Origin of the sequence: Bradyrhizobium icense (genome assembly GCF_001693385.1) — a bacterium.
Taxonomy (GTDB): domain Bacteria; phylum Pseudomonadota; class Alphaproteobacteria; order Rhizobiales; family Xanthobacteraceae; genus Bradyrhizobium; species Bradyrhizobium icense.
In genome coordinates, this window is record NZ_CP016428.1 from 2,778,663 (window position 1) to 2,800,371 (window position 21,709).

Below are 21,709 nucleotides of genomic sequence, written 5' to 3' on the forward strand. Positions count from 1 at the left end.
CGCAGCAGGGGTATCGGGGAAGCATTTTGACGAGTGCGCGGATCGCGGGCCGCTGAACAACGGTACGACGACTCAGCGGTTGTTGCCACCAGCATCCTATGACAACATCTAAAGTACCGAATTGTCACGACTTCTAGATGCCTATGCCGCGCCGGAAATATGCTTGGGAAAAGCTATCGGATGAGCAGTTGCTCAAGCAACGCCTCAGTAGCCTGAGGGTTGCGATCGAAGACACCTGGCTCGAGGATTGTCTCAGCACTCTCTATGAAGAGCTCGAAGGGCGGGGCATCCGGCTGCGGCCACACGCATGGATATCGAGCGAATGGTTTAGTCCGGCAAATGTACCCGGCATTGCCATTCCGTTCTATCTCACCCATCCCCGCCTGATGAAGATCGAGAAGAAAATGATGCTCGACGTCGAGGGCGGCACTTGGTCCGAGTGCATGGCCATTCTCCGTCATGAGGCAGGCCATGCCGTGCAGCACGCCTATCAGCTGCACCGCCGTCGGCGTTGGCAGCAGCTCTTCGGCCCGTCCTCGAAACATTATCCGCGCTACTACCGGCCTAATCCGGCTAGCCGGCGTTATGTCCAACATCTCCGGCTCTGGTACGCGCAGAGCCATCCGGACGAGGATTTCGCCGAAACCTTCGCGGTGTGGCTGCGGCCGCGTTCAAACTGGCGGACGCGCTATGCCGGTTGGCCAGCGCTGAAGAAGCTCGAATATGTCGACGAACTGATGGACGAAATCGCCGGGAAGCGGCCGCCAAACACGACGCGGGAGCGTGTCGATCCGCTGCATGAGCTCAGCGAAACGCTTGGCGACCACTACCAAAAAAAGCAGGCGTTCTACGCCTTCAAGCCGCCGAAGACTTACGACCGCGACCTCTCCCGGCTCTTTTCCGCCGATCCACGGCATCGCCGGGAACAACCGGCTTCGGCCTTCATCAGGCGGCACCGCGCCCAAATCAGGCAGCTGGTTGCGCGGTGGACGGGCGAGAACCAACTTACGCTCGATGCCGTGCTTGATGACATGATCTCCCGCTGCCGCGAGCTCGATCTGCGTGCCGTCGGCTCCGACCGGAAGCTTATGATCGACTTCACCGTCCTGTTAACCGCCAAGACCATGCACGCGCTGTTCGGCCCGTCGCGGCGCAAATGGATCGCGCTATGAGACGCCTGCGCATTCTGGTGCTCATGCATCCGGACTTCGTGCCCCCGGACTCGACCGACGGATACACCGCGCGGCAAATCAATGAATGGAAGACAGAGTATGACGTCGTGAGCACCTTGCGCACGGCCGGCCATGAAGTTCGCCCGCTCGGCGTGCAGGAGGAACTAAAGCCGGTGCGCGACGCGATCGAAGGTTTCAAGCCGCATGTGGTATTCAACTTGCTTGAGCAGTTTCACCATGAGCCCGTGTATGATCAGCACATCCCAAGCTATCTCGAGCTGATGCGAATCCCGTATACCGGATGCAACCCGCGTGGCCTGATCCTGGCGCGCGGCAAGGATCTGTCCAAGACGTTGGTGCACTATCGTCGGATCGCGGTACCGGCCTTCGCCGTGTTTCCGATGCGCCGCAAGGTCAAACGGCCAGCGCGCCTGGCGCTGCCGCTGATCGTCAAGAGCCTGAACGAGGATGGATCCTTCGGGATCTCGCAAGCATCGATCGTCGATACGGACGAGAAACTCGCAGAGCGCGTCGCCTTCGTCCACGAGCGGATCGGAACTGCCGCCATCGCCGAGCAGTACATTGAGGGACGTGAGCTTTATGTCGGCGTGCTCGGCAACAATCGGCTGCGAGTTCTGCCGGTTTGGGAATTAAAATTCGGCACCATGGGCGGCCCGAGCGCACGACACATAGCCACCGAAAAGGTCAAACACGATCCCAATTATCAGGAACGCGTCGGAATTGTAGATGGGCCGGCCAAGAACCTTACGCCGGAGGTATCCGCCCGTATTCAGGGAATAGCGAAACGCATCTACCGAACACTGGGGCTCGATGGATACGCGCGCATCGACTTTCGCCTTTCTACCGACGGCATCCCGTATTTCATCGAAGCGAACCCCAATCCCGAAATCGCGAAGAGCCAGGAGTTCGCTACAGCGGCTCGGTATGACGGGCTCGATTACCCGGACCTGCTGCATCGGATTCTGGCTCTCGGACTAAGCCGGGCAAAGGCGGGCGTATCCGTAGGCTGACAGGCAACGCCGGATCCACGCCGATGTTCGCGCTTGAGGGCTAACCGGACATGCGCCAGCAAGTATCAGGGTTGAGCAACGGTAGTTCGACATCCCATAATTCCACCCACTCGGAGGAAACACCAATGCAGTTCCGAACCTTTGGCCGCACCGGCATGCAGCTCTCCATCCTCGGCTTCGGCTGCGGGGCCGTCGGCGGATTGATGGTGCGCGGCGACCCTGCCGATCAGGAGCGGACCATCGCACGCGCAATTGCCGCCGGCGTCAATTACTTCGACACGGCGGTGCAGTACGGCGACGGCGAATCCGAAAAGAACCTCGGCCGCGTTCTGCAGAATCTGAAACCGGCCGACGTCATCGTCGCCACCAAGGTGCGGTTGCCGCCTGACGATCGTGGCCGGATCGATGAGGCGGTGCGGCTATCGCTGGAAGGCAGTCTGGCGCGGCTGCGGCTTGAGCAAGCCGACATCCTTCATCTGCACAATCCGATCACCGAGCAGGGCGGCGGGCCGGCGCTGGGCGCGCGGCAGGTGCTCGACGAGGTGGTGCCGGCGTTCGACCGGCTGCGGCGAGAGGGGAAGATCCGGTTTCTCGGGATCACGGCGCTCGGCGAGACGGCGGCGCTGCATCAGGTGATCGATGCTGGCGTCTTCGACAGCGCGCAGGTCGTCTACAACATGCTCAATCCGTCTGCGGCCGGCGAATTGCCGGTGCGCTATCCGGCGCAGGATTATGGGCGGCTGTTCGATCGCACGGAGGCCGCCGGCGTTGGCGTCGTGGGTATCCGCGTGCTGGCCGGCGGCGCGCTGTCGGGCTCGGCCGAGCGGCATCCGATTGCGGGTGCCGCGCCGGAGCCGATCGGCTCTGCCATGAGCTACGATGCCGATGTCGATCGCGCGCGCCGCCTGATGCCGCTGGTCGAAGAGGGCTTCGCCGCCAGCCTGACCGAGGCCGCCACGCGGTTTGCGATCTCGCATCCGGCGATGGGCACGATCCTGGTCGGCATGGCGACACCGCAGCAGTTCGAGGACGCGCTGGCGGCGGTCGAGAAGGGCCCGCTGCCGCAGGCGGCGCTGGCGCGGTTGTCGGAGTTGCGGCAGGCGTTTTCCGGCGAGGCACGGTGATGAGGTGAGCCATGCGAACTCATCGGCACCGTAAACGTGATTGATGGGTATCGCTTCCGGCCTTCGCTCGTTGAGCTACGGCGGACAAGTCGCTCCACCCATCCTACGATGTCAGGGATAACCGGCGCCGGCGACTTCCACATCGACCGCGTCGATGCGCGCAGATGATTTGCGTTGGCGGAGTTCTTCGTAGGAGGTTGCCGCGCTCAGGCAGAACAGCGTTTTCCGTTCCGCGCCGCCGAGGGCGCAGGCGAGGGCGCGGCGGCCGAGGACTTCGATGCGCTGCAATTCGCGGCCCGCGGCGTCGAGGCGGATGAAGGCGTCTTCTCCGAAGGCTGCGACCCACACGGCGCCGTCCTGATCGAGGCAAATACCGTCAGGAGATTTCATGAATCCGAACCGGCCGCGCAGTTTCAAGTCGCCGTTCGGCTCGATAGCGTAGTCGGCCAGGCAGGCGCCATCCATCTCGGCCACGACGAGCCGGCTGTTGTCGGCCGAGACCGCGATGCCGTTGGGAAACCGTAATCCGTCGGCGACGACGCGGATCGCGCCGTCGGGCATCGCCAGAATGATGCGACCGGGAGCGTCGCGGTCGGGCGGCGGCGGCAGGTCGAAGCCGAGGTCGCCGACATAGGCGCGGCCGAGCCCGTCGACGATCATGTCGTCGATCGTGCCGGTCGCGATCCCCGACAGGTCGGCGTAGAGCGAGAGCGCGCCGTCGCGATAGGCCAGCAGGCGCTTGCGGAACATCGTCAGCACGATCAGCGTGCCGTCCGGAAGCACGCCGAGGCCGCACGGCGTGTCGTCGAATTTCGCATGCTGCTCGCACTCGCCGGATAGTGAGAGGCTGAGCAGCGTGCGCTCCATGCAGTCGACGAACCAGAGCCGGCCCGCATGCCAGCGCGCCCCTTCATAGTAACGTCCGCCGTCGAGCACGCAGCGCAGCGTCATCGGCTACATCGCCACCACGATTTTGCCGAGGTGTTTGTTGGCTTCCATGTGCTCGAACGCTCTTCCGATCTCGGCGAAGGGATAGACCTTGTCGATCGGCAGTTGCAGTTTTCGCGATTCCACGGCCGGCCAGATGTCTTTGCGGACCTCGTCAAAGATCTCGCGGATTTCCTCGATGGTGCGGGTGCGGAAGGTGACGCCGATATAGTGGATGCGGCGGGCGGCGTGGAGGTCGAAATTGAAATCGGCGTGGGTGCCGCCGAGCCGGCCGACATTGACGATGCGGCCCTTGATTTTGGTGGCGGCGAGATTCTGGTTGGCGACCTTGCCGGAAACCTGATCGACGATGAGGTCGACGCCTTCGCCGTTCGTTGCGTTGAGCACCTGATCGACCCAGTCGGGATCGCTGGAATCGATCGCGAGATCGGCGCCGAATTCCTTCAGGCGGCCGCGGCGCATCGCATCCGTCGAGGAGCCGATCACGAGTTTGGCGCCCTTCAGTTTGGCGATCTGCATCGCCATCAGGCCGACCCCGGAGCTGGCGCCCTGGATCAGGACGCTCTGGCCCGGCTGCAGCGCGCCGTTGGTGACGACCGCATTGTGCATGGTGGCGAGCGCGACGGGGAGAGTAGCGGCCTCCTCGAAATTCATGTTCGAGGGCGCGCGGAACAGCCGGCCGTGGTCGGCCAGCGTATATTCGGCGAACGCCGCGCTGCCGGAGCCCATGATCTTGTCGCCGACCTTGACGCCTTTGGCGTCAGGCCCGAGCTCGGCGACTTCGCCCGCCCATTCCATGCCGAGCACGGTGCCGACGCCGCCGGCCGCGCCGTGCACATGGCCCTTGGTCATGCCGAGGTCGGCGCGGTTGAGGCCGCAGGCATGGACCTTGACCAGCACCTGCGTGCCCTTCGGCGAGGGTTTTGCAACGTCTGTGATTTCGGCGCCGTTGGCGCCGTAGACATAGGCTTTCATGGGCTCTTCTCTTGTTGAGCGGACAGACCGTCTATTCGGCGGCCTGACGCTGGGCTCCCGACAGCATGCCTTCGAACCGGCCGCGCATGATCGCTTCGGCGTCGCGCACGATGCGCGACACGAGTTCGGCGCAGCTTGGAATGTCGTGGATCAGGCCCTGGACCTGGCCGGCCGACCAGATGCCTTCATCGGCATCGCCTGACGCGTAGACCATCTTGCCGCGGGCGCCGGCGACGAGTTCGCGCACGTCCTCGAACTTGGCGCCTTCCTTCTCCATTGCCACCACCTTGGTCGAGATCGCGTTCCTGGCAACGCGCGAGGTGTTGCGCATGGTGCGGAAGATCAATTCGGTTTCGCGCTCGTCGTTGGCGACGATGCGCTCCTTCACGAGCTGATGGATCGGACTTTCCTTGGTGCACATGAACCGCGTGCCCATGTTGATGCCCTCGGCGCCGAGCGCCAGCGCGGCGACGAGCCCGCGGCCATCGCCGAAGCCGCCCGAAGCGATCATCGGTATCTTCACCTTGTCGGCGGCGGCCGGGATCAGGATCAGGCCGGGCGTGTCGTCCTCGCCGGGATGGCCGGCGCACTCAAAACCGTCGATCGAGATCGCGTCGACTCCCATCCGTTCCGCCGACAGCGCGTGACGGACGCTGGTGCATTTGTGGATGATCTTGATGCCGTGCTTCTTGAACTCGGTGACATGTTCCTGCGGCTTGTTGCCGGCGGTTTCCACGATCTTGATGCCGGCCTCGATGATGGCCTGGCGGTATTCGGCGTAAGGCGGCGGCTTGATCGCGGGGAGGATGGTGAGGTTGACGCCGAACGGCTTGTCGGTCAGGTCGCGGCAGCGCGCGATTTCCTTTGTGAGATCCTCCGGCGTCGGCTGCGTCAGCGCGGTGATCAGCCCGAGCGCGCCGGCATTGGCAACGGCCGCGACCAGCTCGGCGCGGCCGACCCATTGCATGCCGCCCTGGACGATCGGGTGCTCGACGCCGACGAGCTCGGTGAATCGCGTCTTGATCATGTCTGCCCTCTGGTTTCCCCGGCGCGAAAGGCCGCGCACGTTACTTGTGAGATTTCGGGGAACAGGATGCCGTCACCCCCTGCAAAAGTCTACGGGGGGCTGGCGGTGGTCAGGGCAACGCCATCATGCAAAAGCGCGGCTTGTTTCCGCAGTGCGAACAATTCCGCATGAAGTCCGAGCGGGCCGGCCCAGTTAGCAAGTAATGTGGAAAAGGCCGATCTTCTTTGCATGCGAGTTGTTGAACGTATGAATCGCCTTGGGGGTCGGCTGCAACAGGACCGTGCAACCCTTTTTCGCAAAATACGTCTCAGCTTCCGGCGATAGGTGCACATTGCCCATCTGGCCCGAGCCAAGAATTAGCTGCTCGCATCCGTCCTCATAGACGAACTTCGCTTCGTCTTTGGAGAGGACATGCGAGGTGCCGTAGTACTTCTTCGACAGCTTTTTCTTCCGCTTTGCGATTTCGCCGGAGAGACGAATGATCACGTCGTGTTCATAGGTCTTTCCGTCAATCGTGATGGTGCCGAATGTAGTGCGTTCGATCTCCATGGGCTGTCTCCTTCATTCTCGGCACGAGGCCCTGACTCCGCGTGGGCAGACCCGTCCTGCCCGGTGCTACCTCCGAAGCTACCCCACAGGAGACGTTCTTGGGGGGGGGGGTGCCACTGCCACCTATGACGCGCGATTGAGAAAGATCGGCAGCCCTCGCTTATTGCCGTAGATGGGGCGGTAGCGCTCCGTGTTGTATGTGTTGGCGACGTCCAATTTGCGCGGCCCGAGCTTGGCGTCAGGGATGGGCACGAGGTCGTAGCGCCCCTCCACCAGCGCCGACATGAGGCCGGTCTTGCCTTCCAGGATGGCATCGTAGGCCATGTTACCGAAAGTCAGGGCCACGAGCTTGTCCATGAAGTCCGGATTGCCCGATCGCAGGTCGTAGGTGAGATCGGAGGTGATCGTCTCCTCGCCGGCGCGTCGCTTGATCTCGTCGGCGAAAGATTCCGCCACACTCGCCTTCTTGCGATGACCGTAGGCATCAGGTTCACCGTATTCCTGCACCTCGTAGCCCTCCCACGCGGCGCCCTCGCTGAGCACAACGAGCGAGTAGTTGCTCGGGTTGGCGCGCTTCTCCTCGACGAGCAACTGGATCAGTTTGTCGAGATCGACCTTGTACTCCGGTATGACGCACCGTATCGAGGTGGCGTACGCGGTGTAGAGCGCTGTAAATCCGGCATCGCGGCCAAAGACGCGGAAAATGCCGATTCGCTCGTGCGATCCGACAGTGGTGCGCTGCCGCTGGATGGCGTCGCTGGCGCGGGTGATCGCGGTCGAGAAGCCGATGCAGTACTCGGTGTTGCGGACGTCGTTGTCCATCGTCTTCGGGATGGCGATGATCTTGACGCCGAGGTCGTTGAGCTTGGCTGCGTAACTGAGCGTGTCGTCGCCGCCGATGGCGATCAGATGTTCGATGCCGAGCCCCGAGAGGTTCGCCAGCACCTGGGCAGTAACGTCCCATGTCCTGGTTGCGATGCCGCCCTTGGTGCTGAGCGAGGCTGGAAAATCGTTACTGACGAGATGATCCGGCAGCTTCTTCATCTTGGACGGATTGGTGCGACTCGAGTGCAGCACGGTGCCGCCGCTCCGGTCTATGGTGCGCGTGTTGTCACGGTTCAGCGGGATGATGTAGTGGGACCTGCTGGCCGGGTCCTCGAGGTTTACGTGGGTGAGGGCCTCCCAACCACGGCGGAGACCCACGACCTCGATGTCGTTCTCGCTGCCGCGATATGTCACGCTCTTGATGACTGCGTTGAGACCGGGAACGTCGCCGCCGCCCGTGAGAATGCCGATACGCCTTTTTGCCATACCCACCTCGCAGGCGATCTCTTACTCGGCTGCTTCCGGCTTGCGCTCCTTGCGCACCTGAAAGCGCTTCAGCAGCGAGGACACGGTGTCGCGGAAGCCGCCATACTCCAGCTCGGAATAGGGCAGCATCGCCGCACCGGACCAGCCCTGGCTGCGCATCTCGATTGCCTTGCGCTGGGCGCGCCGGCGGACTTCGTCCCACGCCGGGTTGTCGAAGAAATCGGTAAAGGACTCCGAAAAACGGCCGTCCTTGTCGATCGAAAAGCCGGTGCAGGAAACGATCGGCAGGCAGTACATTCCTGTCACTGGTGTGTTAATTGGCACCGGCATGAGCGGCATCACGTGCGAGCCGCGCGCATCGCCGCCTACGAAGTGCGCCTTTGCGAATGGCGAGACGATTTCTTCGGGCGCCGGGAAAATTCCCTGGTTCCTGACGATCGCGACCGGATCGTCCTTGCCGGTGTACTTGCCTGCGATCGCGTGAAGACGCTGCGCCGAAACGGCGACGGCGACCTCGCCATGGGTCCGGGAAACGATGCGATCAATGCCAAAGCGCTCGTTGTCGCGGAGCAGCGCGGCAATATGGTAGCCATCCGCGGGCGCGTCGAGTTCGATCACGCTGTCGCCGGCCGTGTTGTCCATGTCGATGACATGGAAACGGAATCCCTTGATCATTGGGGGCAGCATCAGCCCGGCGCAATACATGGGATCGGCAAAGGCGAGGTAGAGCGGCAGGTTGTAGGCGCCGGGGCCGCATTTGTCGGCGGCGAACACCATGAAAGACTCCGCAGGTCTCGTGCCCGAGAGGCTGTGGTCGAAGCTGAGCTCGGCGACGCCCGGGCCGGCGCCGCGGACGTTTCCGGACGGTGCGTCGACGAGAAGATCCTGGCCGGCGCCGTAAAGCCCGGAGGTTTTCGCGACCGAGGTGGCCGCAAGGAACGCCTTCCAGGCAAGTTGATGCACCTCGGAGCTCCCTTCGCCCCGTGTGTGCGTCATGATAATCGCAATGTCGTCGCCGGTGTGGCAGACGAAAGCGTCGATCAGCAGGCGGTCGCAGATCGCCTTCGCGACCTCGCCCTCGACGGCCGCCATCATGCGTGTAGATGGCTTCGTGTGGCCGCCGACAGAGCCTATGTCAGCCTTGATGACGGAAAGAGTGAGTCTCATGAGCGTTCCCTCCGACCAGCGCAGCGCACCGCCTCGGCGTCTGCGCTTGCTGCGCCGGGGCGACGGCGCTGCTCATTCGCGCAAAAGAACGTCTGATGTTCCGTTAGGTTCCACAAATGCTCTTCTCGAAAAGTTCGGGCTCATCCGGTAGCCGGGACCATCGATCACCGTGAAGATCATTCCAGAAGCGGTGGGATAACCAGTTCATGCGCCGCCATTTGCTGCGGTGTACGAGTCCGCCATTGACCCCCAACCCGACATAGGTCGAATTGAGATCTCGCAGCGCAGCAGTTTCCTCCGGCGTTTTCGGGTTTGGCCTCGCTGGCGTCTATATGGGAAATTAGATACTGTCGAATTAGCTGCTCAATAAGACGAGATTGCCGATATCTCGAACAAACTGGCAGCGTAATGCCGTCGGCAGGCATTTACTCGGCAGCACACGACGTCTTTTTGGCCGGTGCGAGCGTGGATTTCGCGCGTGCCGGAGCCATGGCCCGATGACGGGAAAAACTTCAGTGTCGCGTCCCTCGCAGACGATCTCGCCAGGCCTGCCAGAAAACCAAATGCGGTTTTCTCATCGCCGCTCACTAGGAGGGCACAGAAATGAAACCAGGGAGAACTCTGTCAGCATTGACCGTTGCTGCATGCGGCACGTTTTTCGGTCAGTCCGCAGCTGCCGACGTCATCATTCCTTACAACGAATACAGCGGCTCCCCGACAATTGGGCGGGGCAACGGCACATCGACCGATCCAAAAAATCCCGGCTATGGCGCCATGAGGATATTCATCCAGAAGGTGATGGATCACACCGATGAGAACGGACCGGATGCATTGCCAATCGGACAGAAGGTCATCTTTCAACGGGATCAGAACACCGGGCGCGCTGTGAATGCGCTCCGGGCCGGCGTACAATTTGCAAATAGCAACGCTACGCCACGTCCGGTGTTTTCAGAACCGAGCTGGGGCTTCATCTACAATTCGGTGCCCTTTGGAATGAACTTCGAGCAGACGCTGGGATTTCTTTACGATGCGAAGCTGGACGAAACCGGAAGAAACGGAATCGAATTGGCGCAATCGATCCTGGATAGCCGAGGGGGAACCCAGATCGTCTTTCCGGTCATCGGCAGCACAATGCAGGGCTCGGGTTACTTCCCGCAGCCTATTGGCAAGCCCGACTGCAATGCAGGAGACACCGATTGTGAAAAACACGGCAATGGAATTGGCTTGACCGGTCTTTGCACGTCAGGCTGGAGAATTCGATACTTGTCCCCGCCGCAAGATGTCGTGGACCGGGCATGCGACATACTGGTGAAAAGAGGCTTTATCCGCAGCAAGACTCTCGTGTTTTATCCGGCCGTAGGCGGCCAATCCGTTCTGTTGCCGATGCAAAGAAATGCAATTCAGGGCTTCGAATACGTCAATCCAAATGACGACCTTCTCGATTTCTTTCCAGTCAAGAATGCAACGCCGGCCCGTCCCCTTGGTGACCCGGATGCCGGAAACCTGGATTGCGCTCCGGCGCTGGCGTTCCCAATTCCGCCCGATACCAAATCCAACTGCACGCAAAATATCGGACAGATTGGCGCACGGTTTGCACATCATCCGTCATGGCATCAACCGTTTCTGTTATCCTGGATGCACGTCGATAAGGCGGCTTGGAATGGCCTGAACGCCGCCCAGAAAGCGGCCGTTCTCAGAGCTGCGAAAGAGTCCGTGACCGAGTCCTTTAATGCAGCCGAGTCGGTCCAGTGCAAAAAGCTGAAAGATATTCTGGATTTCAATCATGGCATCGGTCAGCGGAATCTGGACGGCACCCCGCGATTGATCGCCGGCAAACCCATCCCTGCGGATATGACTATCACCCGGTGGCCCGACGATGCATTGAAGGTCCTGCTTGAAGCCAGAAACGAGTATATGGCCTTCCACGAAGGACCAAGTAATCCGAACGAAAAGACAGACGCGCAAAAAGACTTCTCCATCATATCAATAGCCTGGACGAAGTATGCTGCGAGCGTCGGCGCAGCAAACAAGTTTGATCCCGGTCACTTTCCGGCAAAGACCGGCTTGGTCGCAGGCGAGAAGTGTAACTTGGTTCAATAGACTAAACTTCGAGGACTGGCATTCGGCCTCGATCATAACCTGGCTCGGGGACGTGTGCCTTTTTGCCTCTCGCGGTTGAGGATGTCGTTGGCGGTGACGTCGTCGACGCAGGTCTAGCCGAAGATGAAGTCATCGGCTTCCTCAGTGGAAACGTTGGTGCAGGGCTTTCCGATTGCCGTCCGGCTTAGCAAAAGTCTACCGGGCAGGGGCGATGGGCCCATGCGGCAATGCGGGGATAGCCTCGAATTGGCGTGTCGGCTGTCAATAATCGATCGCGTTTTCGAGTAAAGCGCACACCGGCTCGTCTAAAGAAAACGCTTCGAAACAAGAGGCTAGGGCCTCCTTCTGATTCAATCAGAATCGACAAGGTGCTCAGAACCGATAAGGCTTTACGTCACTGAGACTGGCGCACCTCGCGGCGCGTCGGATGCTTCCGCCACCGTGCTCTCATTCAGTTTCTGATTGACGATCTGGACCGTGCGGTCGATCTCGGCATTGGGTACGCCAAGCTGATGCGAAATCAGCTTCACCAAGAGGTCGACGCGCTCGATAAACGGCGCGCCACCAGCGACCGCCCGGGCCGCCGAGGAGGGCTTGAGAAGGCTTTCCGCTGCTTTGGCGTATTTCTCGAAAGGTACCTGATCGGTGGGATCGGCGCCCAGACGCTGGGCGATGGCATCGACATGGTCGTAGATCGACTGCGAGAGATTGATATCGCCGTGCACCGCGTCGCGGATCGATTGCGGCTCGTGCTGTGTGATGCAGCGGTAATTCCCGGTCAACAGCATCGACCATTTGGCCAGAGGGACGAACATCGAATCGAACACTTTGAGCTTCACCGGAACGTCCTGGCCATCCAGCTTCACCGCATCGATGTCGGCTTCCAGCTCCCGAAGCAGCAGGTTGTGTTTCTCATCCGCAAATGATGCTGCCTTGAAGTTGGTCGGCAGGCCGACATGAAGAACATTCGCCGCCTCTTCCGGTGGACGGAAGGCCTGCGGATCGGGGGAGCAGAGCGATACCAGACCGGGCTCGAACCGTTCCCATACCGCGGCATTGGTATAGGCCTCCTCCAGGTCCATTTTCGCCAGCGCCGGGATCCGTCTGAGATAGGGCAGGGGCGGCATGTTCATGATCGAAAGGCAGGGCAGCTTCGTCTCGGCGATCTTGATCATCAGCGCCTGGATCGCATGGTCGGTGTATTGCGGTTCCTGCATCGCAAGACCGACCAGATCATAGCGGGAGGGATCGACGTCGGCGGGCTCGACCGCGTCCAGGATCCCAGGCAGGTCGCGCGAAAAGATCGGGCGATGGATCGCCTCGTCGCGCAGCTTGATGCGAACTTCGGTGCCGTCGCGATTGATGAGTTCTGCCGTCTGCTTCCGGCAAACCAGGGTCACGTTGTGACCCGCCATCAAGAGCTTTGTCGCCAGCAACGAGCCATACGAGGCTCCAAGGATCAGAATGTTGCGCGCCATGCGCCCTCCCACAGATGTTGCTTCCGGCGCGCCACACCTCCGGCGCAAATTTGCGAGCGCCTGCTTTGCGACAGGAGTTAAGCCGATTTTTTCGGTGCGATACCGTCTTCCCCGGGAGTGCCGCCCCAGAGAATGCCGGCCGAGCTCGAAGCGACCGGTCAGGCCGACGCGACCAGCTTGTAGGGCGTTGCTTCGTCGTCGAACGCGGTCGTGATGTCGCGAATGCTGATGACGCCGATCAGGCTGTAATTGTCGATCACCGGCACGTGGCGGATGTGGTGCTTGCTCATGAGGTGACGGACGTGCTCGAGCGTATCCGTCGACGTGCAGGAGACGAGCTGCTGCACCGAAATGAATTGCGAAACGCGCATATTCACGCCGGCTGCGCCGTACTGGGCAATCGCGCGCACCACGTCGCGTTCGGTGAACATGCCGACCGCCGTGTTGCCTTCGGTACGGACGACATCCTTGACGACCAGCGCGCTGATATTGCCCGAGCGCATCAGTTGCGCGGCAATGGCGACGGTCTCGTTCATGCGGACCGTTGCGACACGGGCGGCTTTCTTGCGCAGAATATCTCCGACTTGCATGGCAACCTCCTTGGGGTGAAACTGTTGCCAGTCTGGTATACATAATGCCAAATGTCAACATGCGGAGGGTTGAATTCTCGCAGCCGAGATCGCGATAAATAGGCAGTATTGCTGACGTTTCTGGAAAGCGCCGTGACATTCCAGGAAGAGAGGGTGTCACTTTTGTCTGTCTCATATGGCGTCAGGTATGCCAGAGCTTCCGCCCCCCCAAAAGAAAACGCGCCCACCCGGAGGGTGAGCGCGTCTCTTTCGGTAAAGCGATGGTGTCGCGATCAGGCCGACACTTGCGATTTGGCGACCACGACCCTGCGCCAGGGCTTGAGCACCGCGATCGCCAGCAGCGAGGCCAGGATATTCGCGCCGGCCGCGACGATGAACACGGCGTCCCAGGTGCCCGACGACTGTTGCATGTAGTTCGCCACCGGCACCAACAGCGCCGCGGTGCCCTTTGCCGTGTAGAGCAGGCCGGCATTGGTGGCCGCGAACTTTGCGCCGAAAGTGTCGGTGCAGGTCGACGGGAAGAGGGAATAGATCTCACCCCAGGCGAAGAACACGAAGCCGGACAAGAGCACGAACCACACCGGATCGTGGCCCAGCATGTACAGGCCCCAGATGCCGATGCCTTCCATGCCGAACGCGATGAACATGGTGTTCTCGCGGCCGATCATGTCGGATATCCAGCCGAAGAAGGGACGTGTCAGGCCGTTGAGGACGCGATCGATGGTGGCTGCGAACGTCACCGCCGTCATCGTCACCGCCATCAGCGTCACGGGCACGCTGTCGACCTTCCAGTCCACCGCGATCGGCTTCAGATTGGCGGTCACCATCAATCCGCCGGCACCGACGATCACGAACATGAAATACATCAGCCAGAAAATCGGCTGACGGATCACCTCGGTCGGCTGATAGTTGCGCCGGGTCTGGATCACGTTGGCGTTCTGCGTCACCACAGGAACCTGTCCCGCCTTGGGCGAGAACATCAGGAAGGCGAGGATGACGATGATGATGCCTTGCCCGAGACCGAAATAGAGGAAGGTGGTCTGGAAGCCGGAGTCCCTGATCATCGCCTGGATCGGCGCGACCGTCAGCGCCGAGCCTGCGCCGAATCCGGCGGCGGTGATGCCGGCCGCAAGGCCGCGCTTGTCGGGAAACCATTTCAGCGCATTGCCGACGCAGGTGCCGTACACGCCACCCGCGCCGATGCCTGCGATGATCATGCCGAGATAGAAGCCGTTGAGCGTGGTGGCGTGAGCGTTGATGGCCCATCCGATGGCGCAGAGAATGCCGCCGATGAGGACGACGATGCGCGGGCCGTATTTGTCGACGAACCATCCCTCGACCGGCACCAGCCAGGTCTCGAACAGCACGAACAGCGTAAATGCCCACTGGATCGAGGCGCGATCCCATCCGAATTTCTGCTGGATGTCGGGGACGAAGAACGTCCAGCCATATTGGTAATTGGCGATCATCACCATCGCGAGCACACCGATGGCTAATTGCGTCCAACGGTAGGTGTCGCTGACGCGAGCCGCCACAGGGGCCGCCGCTCCTTGCACTGTGTCCGTCATCTTTCCTCCTAAGGCTGCTTCTAATCGATACCCGACAGCTGCGGCGGAGTGTGGTATATGTTATGCCAGTAGACAAGGATAAATTTGCATCCATTCCAGGATTTCGTAGCCGGCGCGAACGCGGCGCGAACAGGCACAAAAGAAAAAGGGCCGCGCAGTGCGCGGCCCCCAATTTTCTAAGCTGTTGCTCCGTAACGGCTTAACGCTACACCGCTCAGGCTACCGCAGACCGCAACCGGGTATATCCTTCCTGGATCACCGACCAGAACAACGCGATCAAGCCCAGGATCATGATCGTGCTGACCAGCGGGTTGGACAGGAATACGCCAAGCGATCCCTGGGATCCCAGAAGCGACTGCCTGAAGGCCTCTTCCGCCTTGTCGCCGAGCACGATGGCGAGCACCAGCGGGGCGAGGGGATAGTTGCACTTCTTGAGCAGATAGCCGATCACGCCGAACACCAGCATCAGCATGACGTCAAACGTGCTGCTGTGGACCGAATAGGCACCGATCGCGCATAGCACCAGAATAAGGGGGGCAATGATGCTGAAGGGCACGCGCAGGATAGCTGCGAAAATCGGTACGCAGGTGAGCACGACGAGCAGGCCGACGATATTGCCGAGATACATCGAGGCGATCAGGCCCCAGACGAATTCTTTCTGTTCGACAAACAGCATCGGACCGGGCTGCAGGCCCCAGATCAACAGGCCACCGAGCAACACTGCGGCCGTCGGAGAGCCCGGCACGCCGAGCGAGAGCATCGGCAACAGGGCCGCCGTGCCCGCGGCGTGCGCCGCGGTCTCCGGCGCAACGACGCCCTCGATCTCACCTTTGCCGAAATTTTTGCCGTTCTTGGCCACGCGCTTGGCGATGCCGTAACTCATGAAGGAAGCCGGAGTAGCGCCCGCCGGCGTAACGCCCATCCAGCAGCCGATGAAGCAGGAACGCAGCGAGGTCATCCAGTATTTGGGCAATTCCTTCCAGGTCTGCAGCACGACCCGCAGATTGATCTTGGCGTTACCGCCGCGGAAGGCGAGCCCTTCTTCCATCGTCAGCAGGATCTCGCCAATGCCGAACAGTCCGATCACGGCGATGAGGAAGTCGAAACCGTTCAGCAATTCGGTAAAGCCGAATGTCAGTCGCAACTGGCCTGTGATGGAGTCGAGTCCAACAGCGGCAAGCGCAAAGCCGATCATCATTGCCGCAATGGTCTTGAAAGGCGGCTCCTTGCTCAATCCGACGAAGCTGCAGAACGCCAGGAAATATACCGCGAATTTCTCTGCGGGCCCGAATTGCAGGGCAAAGCTCGCGACCAGAGGCGCGACCAGCGTGATCATCGCCACGGCGAACAGCGCGCCGACGAAGGATGAGGTGAAGGCAGCGGTAAGTGCTTCGCCGGCCTTGCCCTGCTGCGCCATCGGATAGCCGTCGAACGTCGTGGCCACCGACCATGGCTCGCCGGGTATGTTGAAGAGAACCGAGGTGATCGCTCCGCCGAACAACGCTCCCCAATAAATGCAGGACAGCATGATAATGGCCGATGTCGGCGGCATCGAGAATGTCAGCGGCAACAAGATCGCAACGCCATTGGCGCCGCCGAGTCCCGGCAGCACGCCGATGATGACGCCGAGCACGATGCCGAGGACCATCACCATGATGTTGAACGGCTGCAGCGCGACCGCAAAGCCGTGAAAAAGATTGACGAGTTCTTCCATCCCGATAATCCAATCCTGACTGTGCGTCGTTGTTTAGATGCCGAGCCACTCTTCCACGGGTCCCTTTGGAAGCGGAACCATGAACCAGCGCTCGAAAATGAAGTAGGTGACGATAGGCATGCCGAACGCCACCGCCAGAACGGTGAGCCAGCGGTATTTGCCCAGCCATCGCATGAACCATGCGATGAAGATGATGGAGGCGACGTAGAGCCCGATGAATGGCATGGCGCCGACATAGATGGCGGTCGGAATGACGACGCTCAGAACCTGACGAAGCTGTCCCCACTCGGCGAACAGTCGGTCATTGCCTTCGCGCATCCCGTTCCACAGATTGATCGCGCTGGAAGCGACGATGAAAAGTCCGATATAGAACGGGAAGAACCCGGCGCGGGGACCCTCAGCGCCCCAATTGATCCCCGCCTTGAGGCTGCCGACGATCACGATCACTCCGAACAGAGCGATCAGTAGGGTGACGCCTGCTTCCACCAGTTTGTGGGTCGGGCCGGTGTTGCTCGAACTGCCTGTTGTCATCGAAACTCCATGCGCAATCAAGCCCGCGGAAACCGAGCCCGCCGTCTGCGTCGCTACCCCAATAGATCAGTGCTTCTCGGTCAGTTGCTCGGAGCGAGGAAACCGGCCTCTTTCATCAGAGTCTGATGACGCTTTTCCTCGGCCTCGACCCATTTGGCGTACTCTGCGCCGGTCAGGAAGGTCGTGTTGAATGCGCCGCTCTTCATGAATTCCTGCCACTCCGGAGTGGCGCGGATCTTCTTGAACAGCTCGACGTAGTATTCGACCTGGTCCTTGGTGGCCCTCGGCGCCATGAAGATGCCACGCAGCATCAGATATTCCATGTCGAGACCTGCCGACTTGCAGGTCGGAACGTCCTTCCAGCCCTTGCCGTCCGCGATCGGCTCGTCGTAGGCCATCGGCTTTGAGTCAAAAACGCAGAGCGGACGCAGCTTTCCGCCGCGCCATTGCGCGACCGCCTCGATCGGATTGTTGACGGTGGAATCGACGTGGTTGCCGACGAGTTGAACGGCGACTTCGCCGCCGCCCTTGTAGGGAATATAGGTGAACTTGGTGCCGACCGCCTTTTCCACGGCGACAGTGATGATCTGATCTTCCTGCTTCGAGCCGGTGCCGCCCATCTTGATCGAGCCGGCGGGAGCGGCCTTCACTGCGTCGACGTAGTCCTTCACCGTCTTGTACGGCTTGTCGGCGTTCACCCACAGCACAAATTCATCCAGTGCCAGCATCGCGACCGGCGTTAGATCCTTCCAGTTGAAGGGAATTCCGGTTGCAAGGGGGGTCGTGAAGAGGTTGGAGAGCGTGATGATGATCTTGTGCGGATTTCCGCCCGATCCCTTGACATCGAGGAAGCCTTCGCCGCCGGCGCCGCCCGACTTGTTGATGACGACCAGCGGCTGCTTCATCAGATTGTGCTTGGTGACGATGCCCTGGATCGTGCGCGCCATCTGATCTGCGCCGCCGCCGGTGCCGGCGGGGACGATGAATTCGACGGGCCGCACTGGTTCCCACGCCGCAATTGCAGGAGCCATGACGCTGCTTGCGCACAGCGCTGCAATCGTCCCTAACGCAAGTTGTGTAGAACGCCTCATTTGCTTCACTCCCGTCGAACTGTGGTTACGCCGTTCTTCGCCGGCTTATTAAGTTCATTCCCGATCAAAAGATCGAGTCTTCATGCACCCATGATCGTCGCGCCGCAATGGTTGCCTCAACGCGACTCCCGCAGATTCGAATTGTACGAGGGGCCTGATCGGGCGGCATACGCTCCTTTCGGCCAATAGTGAATCTGAGAAGCGCAAGAAGCGGGGGAAGGCACGCTCGCGCTGCCTGTTCCTTGCGATATCGCCTTCGCTGTCCCTTGCGGACTGCACGGCCTGGCTCCCCCCTGGTAATGCGCCCTTGTTTTGGTATGAGCGTTTTCAGTATTGTTGTATATGATATGCCACCATGCAAATGGTTTTTGGTTTCGATGGAAGACTAGGCCAATTTGTCGCAGGTGGCGCCCTGACGGGCAATTGGCGAGCGGAGAACGAAAACGGCCCCGGAAACCGGGGCCGTTGATCGAAATACAACCGAAGATTGCTACTGGATTTCGCGAGCTGCCGCGTAAAAAAGCCCTTATTGTAGAAGCGTCAGAGACCGAAGGGGGGAAGGTCGCCGTTGCGAACCGCAATGCGGCTGCTCGCGATCAGCAAGCGGTCAATGGAAGCCATCAGGCGGCCGAACAGGGTGCCGGAGGGCAGGAGGCCGATGGATGCAGTCTTGGACATGGATGTCCCCTTTCTGAAGTGGCGGAGAAGCTCCGCTTTCGTGATAGGGGATAGTTTATGTATACCAGATACCACTAAACAACGGCATTGTTTGCATAGCAGCAATCGGACGTTTGCATTGCAGCAATAGGTCGACGTGCTGGCACTCCAGAATAAAAAAGGCCGCCGGAAGCCGGCGGCCTTTGTATTCCAGAATCCCAGACTGCTCATTCGCCGCCTGCTTGCGCGGAGGCTCAAGCGCGCCGGAAATCGTGGATTTCGGCGACCTGGTGATCGCTGAAGCCGAGAACCTGGCGGAGGATTTGTCGGTGTGCTCGCCGAGCAGAGGCGAGCGGGTCACTTCGCTCGGTGAGTCCGACAGCTTGATCGGATTGCCGACCGAGATGTACTTGCCGCGGGTCGGTGATCGACCTCGACCACGGTGCCGGACAAGGAATGTTGGTAAGATTTGCCGAGGTGCGAACCACACCCGAACGGGTGTAACTGATATCGTGTCTATCGCCCGAACGTTTGCGATCCGAATTGACGACTCGGCTTCTGGCTTGCCGAGGTGACATTCTCTCTCGAGTGAGGGAGGCGTCCGCCCGGTCGGCGCGAGGCAATTTCGGTAGGGCAACAGTCATGGATCATCGGAGTGTAACGGACCCTGTTCACAGCGTTCCCCTCGGCCGCAAGGATCTGCTCGGGCACGATCTGCCAGGCTCGTTGTGGCTTTCCGCGGATTCATGGTCACGCTTCCCGATCCACACGGGAGATAACAGCGCCGGCGATGGCGGCAGAGGTTATTTTGCCGGGAGCCTGATCCATAGCAGCTACGCTGGTTTCGAGCCGCTCAACGTCGCGTGGCCGGGCGTCCATGCGACAGCCCTCGCTCATCAGACGAACATCGCGTATTTTGATCAGTCCGCAACCCAGATCGCGGGAGTTGGCGGTGATGGCGGCAATTGGAATGCCGCATCGGGCGGAGGCGTCGGCGCGTTCGGGCCCCCCGGCTTTGGCGCGATCGCCACCGGTGGCAACAGCGCCGGCAATGGTGGCGATGGCTACTTCTTCGGAGCGATGGTGCATGCTCCTGTCGCGGTCTATGCACCGATCAACATTGCAGTCGCGGGATATAATTCCAGTGCCCACGCCGATCAGACAAACAATGTGGTGCTCGATCAGTCCGCGTTTCAGATGGCCGGCGTCGGGGGTGATGGCGGGAGCGGCAATGCCGCGATCGGTGGAGGTGTGTCGGTCGTCGGAACTGGCCAGGGCCCCCACCAGCCCATCGGCTGGTCAGGCCTCGCCCACGGCGGGATGGGCTCCAATGTGATCGCGAGCGGCGATAACGACGCAGGCAACGGCGGGGACGGGTACTTCTATGGGGGCATCGTTCACGCGTCGTTTGCATTGTACTACCCGATCAACATCGCGGTGGCGGGATACAATTCCACCGCCAACGCCGAACAGACAAACAACGTGGTGTTCGATCAATCCGCGTTTCAGATGGCCGGCGTCGGGGGCGATGGCGGCAACGGCAATCACGCGATTGGCGGAACTGTGGACATTCTCTCTTCGATCTTCGACTTGATCGGCTCTGACGTCATCGCGACCGGCAACAACAGCGCTGGCAATGGCGGCAACGGCCATTTCTCGGGAAGCATGATCGACATCGACGTGGCGATCTACGTCCCGATCAACATTGCAGTCGCCGGCTACAACTCAACAGCCGAGGCTCATCAGAGCAACAATGTCGTGTTCGATCAGAGCACGATACAGATTGCCGGAACCGGTGGTGACGGCGGCCACGGCAACGCTGCGCTTGGCGGCGATTTCGCCATGCAACTGTTGTCGGACCTTCACTTGCTGGATCACGCCTAGAGCCTCGCCGTTTCGATCTATCGAAACGAAGCGCTGGATTCTCTATTTGACGCGTTTTCCTTCACGCGAACCGCTATCCCACTTCGTTTGAAAACGCTCGGCCGGCATTGGAGCTCACGGGGCTCGGCAACAAGCGGTAGCACTTCGGGCGTACACGGTTCGAAAAGGGTGGCATCAGCTTTGGCGGCTAGACCAATCCGGCATCGAAATCCAAAACTCGTGCTGTCCACATTGGGACACACAGTGTGCAAACCAGCTCAGGGAGACTGACATGGCAAAGGCAAAGGCATTGTTTCCTTCCGACACGATCGCGCTGAAGGTTTCGACCGGCGGCAACAGCGCAGGAAACGGTGGAGACGGCGTGAATACAGGTGACATCACTAGCAAGCCCAGTATCGAGTTTAACCCGTACAACAAGGCTGACGGCGCCGATGTGTACGTCAAGACCGGCGATCAGGTTCATCAGAAGGCCTACTGGGACGCCGGGGGCGCGAATGCGAAGGCGGAGAAGCATTCGAAAGCAGAGGGCGGCAAAGCCGTATCGAATGGCGACCAGGAATCGGACAGCGGCCACAATAAGTCCGACGTGGATGCCAACACTTCGGCCTACCAGAAGAACTACCTCTCTGCGGATATGAGTCAGAACGTGTGGGCCGGCATTGGCGGCGATGGCGGAAACCACAACAAGGCAGAAGGCGGGGACGTTGACATCAAGATCCTGAACGACTCGCTCAACAGCCACGAAACCTACCATATCGACGATTCAGGCATGTTGGCGCACGGCTGATCGGC

At 60.6% G+C, this 21,709-nt stretch carries 19 protein-coding genes and 1 pseudogene; 6 read left to right on the forward strand and 14 right to left on the reverse strand.

Translation table 11 applies throughout. The features are described from left to right. Positions 1-188: 188 nt before the first annotated feature. From LMTR13_RS12970 to LMTR13_RS12980, 3 genes are all read left to right on the forward strand, one after another. Positions 189-1,172 carry a putative zinc-binding metallopeptidase gene (locus LMTR13_RS12970; RefSeq protein ID WP_236843368.1) on the forward strand — a complete coding sequence of 328 codons (984 nt, stop codon included), beginning with the start codon at positions 189-191 and terminating at the stop codon, positions 1,170-1,172. Beyond that, entirely contained in the window at positions 1,169-2,203 is a 1,035-nt protein-coding gene (locus LMTR13_RS12975; RefSeq protein ID WP_065728220.1) for a D-alanine--D-alanine ligase family protein, read from the forward strand. Before LMTR13_RS12970 ends, LMTR13_RS12975 begins: the two co-directional genes overlap by 4 nt. 125 nt (positions 2,204-2,328) lie before the next feature. Then, positions 2,329-3,327, forward strand: coding sequence for an aldo/keto reductase (locus LMTR13_RS12980; RefSeq protein ID WP_065728221.1), 999 nt, complete (start codon positions 2,329-2,331; stop codon positions 3,325-3,327). Between the two features lie 111 nt (positions 3,328-3,438). Here the strand turns inward: LMTR13_RS12980 and LMTR13_RS12985 are convergent, their stop codons facing one another. The 6 genes from LMTR13_RS12985 to LMTR13_RS13010 all read right to left on the reverse strand — a co-directional run bounded on the left by LMTR13_RS12985 (position 3,439) and on the right by LMTR13_RS13010 (position 9,304). Further along, entirely contained in the window at positions 3,439-4,278 is an 840-nt protein-coding gene (locus LMTR13_RS12985; protein ID WP_065728222.1) for an SMP-30/gluconolactonase/LRE family protein, read from the reverse strand. Positions 4,279-4,281: 3 nt separating this feature from the next. Further along, the gene (locus LMTR13_RS12990; RefSeq protein ID WP_065728223.1) at positions 4,282-5,250 is read right to left on the reverse strand and encodes a zinc-binding dehydrogenase; all 969 of its coding nucleotides are present in this window, start codon (positions 5,248-5,250) and stop codon (positions 4,282-4,284) included. Positions 5,251-5,281: 31 nt separating this feature from the next. Then, entirely contained in the window at positions 5,282-6,277 is a 996-nt protein-coding gene (locus LMTR13_RS12995) for an NAD(P)H-dependent flavin oxidoreductase (RefSeq protein WP_065728224.1), read from the reverse strand. Positions 6,278-6,469: 192 nt separating this feature from the next. Further along, positions 6,470-6,826: an Mth938-like domain-containing protein gene (locus LMTR13_RS13000; RefSeq protein WP_065728225.1), complete on the reverse strand. Its 357-nt coding sequence runs from the start codon at positions 6,824-6,826 to the stop codon at positions 6,470-6,472. A gap of 123 nt (positions 6,827-6,949) precedes the next feature. Next, complete coding sequence (locus tag LMTR13_RS13005; protein ID WP_065728226.1) at positions 6,950-8,137, reverse strand: 6-phosphofructokinase; 1,188 nt, start codon at positions 8,135-8,137, stop codon at positions 6,950-6,952. 21 nt (positions 8,138-8,158) lie between these two features. Beyond that, a complete protein-coding gene (locus LMTR13_RS13010; protein ID WP_065728227.1) occupies positions 8,159-9,304 on the reverse strand; it encodes a fructose-1,6-bisphosphatase in 1,146 nt (381 codons plus the stop codon). 630 nt (positions 9,305-9,934) lie between these two features. Between LMTR13_RS13010 and LMTR13_RS13015 the strand changes: the two genes are divergently transcribed. Continuing rightward, on the forward strand, positions 9,935-11,404 hold the full coding sequence (locus LMTR13_RS13015) for a type 2 periplasmic-binding domain-containing protein (RefSeq protein ID WP_065728228.1): 1,470 nt from the start codon (positions 9,935-9,937) through the stop codon (positions 11,402-11,404). Positions 11,405-11,793: 389 nt separating this feature from the next. Here the strand turns inward: LMTR13_RS13015 and LMTR13_RS13020 are convergent, their stop codons facing one another. The 8 genes and pseudogenes from LMTR13_RS13020 to LMTR13_RS40705 form a co-directional block, all read right to left on the reverse strand. Next, positions 11,794-12,882, reverse strand: coding sequence for a ketopantoate reductase family protein (locus LMTR13_RS13020; RefSeq protein WP_065728229.1), 1,089 nt, complete (start codon positions 12,880-12,882; stop codon positions 11,794-11,796). 158 nt (positions 12,883-13,040) lie between these two features. Then, on the reverse strand, positions 13,041-13,472 hold the full coding sequence (locus LMTR13_RS13025) for a CBS domain-containing protein (protein ID WP_065728230.1): 432 nt from the start codon (positions 13,470-13,472) through the stop codon (positions 13,041-13,043). 272 nt (positions 13,473-13,744) lie between these two features. Beyond that, on the reverse strand, positions 13,745-15,040 hold the full coding sequence (oxlT, locus tag LMTR13_RS13030; protein WP_065728231.1) for an oxalate/formate MFS antiporter: 1,296 nt from the start codon (positions 15,038-15,040) through the stop codon (positions 13,745-13,747). 214 nt (positions 15,041-15,254) lie between these two features. Next, positions 15,255-16,754 (reverse strand): tripartite tricarboxylate transporter permease, encoded by a 1,500-nt coding sequence (locus tag LMTR13_RS13035; protein ID WP_065728232.1) that lies wholly within the window; start codon positions 16,752-16,754, stop codon positions 15,255-15,257. A gap of 33 nt (positions 16,755-16,787) precedes the next feature. Then, on the reverse strand, positions 16,788-17,285 hold the full coding sequence (locus LMTR13_RS13040; RefSeq protein ID WP_065728233.1) for a tripartite tricarboxylate transporter TctB family protein: 498 nt from the start codon (positions 17,283-17,285) through the stop codon (positions 16,788-16,790). 80 nt (positions 17,286-17,365) lie between these two features. Next, a complete protein-coding gene (locus LMTR13_RS13045) occupies positions 17,366-18,316 on the reverse strand; it encodes a Bug family tripartite tricarboxylate transporter substrate binding protein (RefSeq protein ID WP_236843370.1) in 951 nt (316 codons plus the stop codon). A 600-nt stretch (positions 18,317-18,916) separates the two neighbouring features. Beyond that, complete coding sequence (locus tag LMTR13_RS41695; protein ID WP_197521094.1) at positions 18,917-19,054, reverse strand: hypothetical protein; 138 nt, start codon at positions 19,052-19,054, stop codon at positions 18,917-18,919. A 211-nt stretch (positions 19,055-19,265) separates the two neighbouring features. Next, positions 19,266-19,483: pseudogene (locus LMTR13_RS40705) on the reverse strand (formyl-CoA transferase); the annotation flags it as partial. Between the two features lie 192 nt (positions 19,484-19,675). Between LMTR13_RS40705 and LMTR13_RS13055 the strand changes: the two are divergent. Then, positions 19,676-20,917, forward strand: a complete 1,242-nt coding sequence (locus tag LMTR13_RS13055; protein ID WP_065728236.1) for a hypothetical protein — start codon at positions 19,676-19,678, stop codon at positions 20,915-20,917. A gap of 271 nt (positions 20,918-21,188) precedes the next feature. Beyond that, positions 21,189-21,704, forward strand: a complete 516-nt coding sequence (locus tag LMTR13_RS13060; RefSeq protein ID WP_065728237.1) for a hypothetical protein — start codon at positions 21,189-21,191, stop codon at positions 21,702-21,704. The last annotated feature ends 5 nt before the right edge of the window (positions 21,705-21,709 follow it).

What these genes read in the sequence shown, in the direction of transcription:
- LMTR13_RS13000 (WP_065728225.1), bottom strand. Translation starts at nt 6,826, where the DNA reads ATGGAGATCGAACGCACTACATTCGGCACCATCACGATTGACGGAAAG.
- LMTR13_RS13005 (WP_065728226.1), bottom strand. Translation starts at nt 8,137, where the DNA reads ATGGCAAAAAGGCGTATCGGCATTCTCACGGGCGGCGGCGACGTTCCC.
- LMTR13_RS13040 (WP_065728233.1), bottom strand. Translation starts at nt 17,285, where the DNA reads ATGACAACAGGCAGTTCGAGCAACACCGGCCCGACCCACAAACTGGTG.
- LMTR13_RS13025 (WP_065728230.1), bottom strand. Translation starts at nt 13,472, where the DNA reads ATGCAAGTCGGAGATATTCTGCGCAAGAAAGCCGCCCGTGTCGCAACG.
- LMTR13_RS13045 (WP_236843370.1), bottom strand. Translation starts at nt 18,316, where the DNA reads ATGGCTCCTGCAATTGCGGCGTGGGAACCAGTGCGGCCCGTCGAATTC.
- LMTR13_RS13035 (WP_065728232.1), bottom strand. Translation starts at nt 16,754, where the DNA reads ATGGAAGAACTCGTCAATCTTTTTCACGGCTTTGCGGTCGCGCTGCAG.
- LMTR13_RS12975 (WP_065728220.1), top strand. Translation starts at nt 1,169, where the DNA reads ATGAGACGCCTGCGCATTCTGGTGCTCATGCATCCGGACTTCGTGCCC.
- LMTR13_RS13055 (WP_065728236.1), top strand. Translation starts at nt 19,676, where the DNA reads ATGGATCATCGGAGTGTAACGGACCCTGTTCACAGCGTTCCCCTCGGC.
- LMTR13_RS13060 (WP_065728237.1), top strand. Translation starts at nt 21,189, where the DNA reads ATGGCAAAGGCAAAGGCATTGTTTCCTTCCGACACGATCGCGCTGAAG.
- LMTR13_RS41695 (WP_197521094.1), bottom strand. Translation starts at nt 19,054, where the DNA reads ATGTCCAAGACTGCATCCATCGGCCTCCTGCCCTCCGGCACCCTGTTC.
- LMTR13_RS12985 (WP_065728222.1), bottom strand. Translation starts at nt 4,278, where the DNA reads ATGACGCTGCGCTGCGTGCTCGACGGCGGACGTTACTATGAAGGGGCG.
- LMTR13_RS12990 (WP_065728223.1), bottom strand. Translation starts at nt 5,250, where the DNA reads ATGAAAGCCTATGTCTACGGCGCCAACGGCGCCGAAATCACAGACGTT.
- LMTR13_RS12995 (WP_065728224.1), bottom strand. Translation starts at nt 6,277, where the DNA reads ATGATCAAGACGCGATTCACCGAGCTCGTCGGCGTCGAGCACCCGATC.
- oxlT (WP_065728231.1), bottom strand. Translation starts at nt 15,040, where the DNA reads ATGACGGACACAGTGCAAGGAGCGGCGGCCCCTGTGGCGGCTCGCGTC.
- LMTR13_RS12980 (WP_065728221.1), top strand. Translation starts at nt 2,329, where the DNA reads ATGCAGTTCCGAACCTTTGGCCGCACCGGCATGCAGCTCTCCATCCTC.
- LMTR13_RS13010 (WP_065728227.1), bottom strand. Translation starts at nt 9,304, where the DNA reads ATGAGACTCACTCTTTCCGTCATCAAGGCTGACATAGGCTCTGTCGGC.
- LMTR13_RS13020 (WP_065728229.1), bottom strand. Translation starts at nt 12,882, where the DNA reads ATGGCGCGCAACATTCTGATCCTTGGAGCCTCGTATGGCTCGTTGCTG.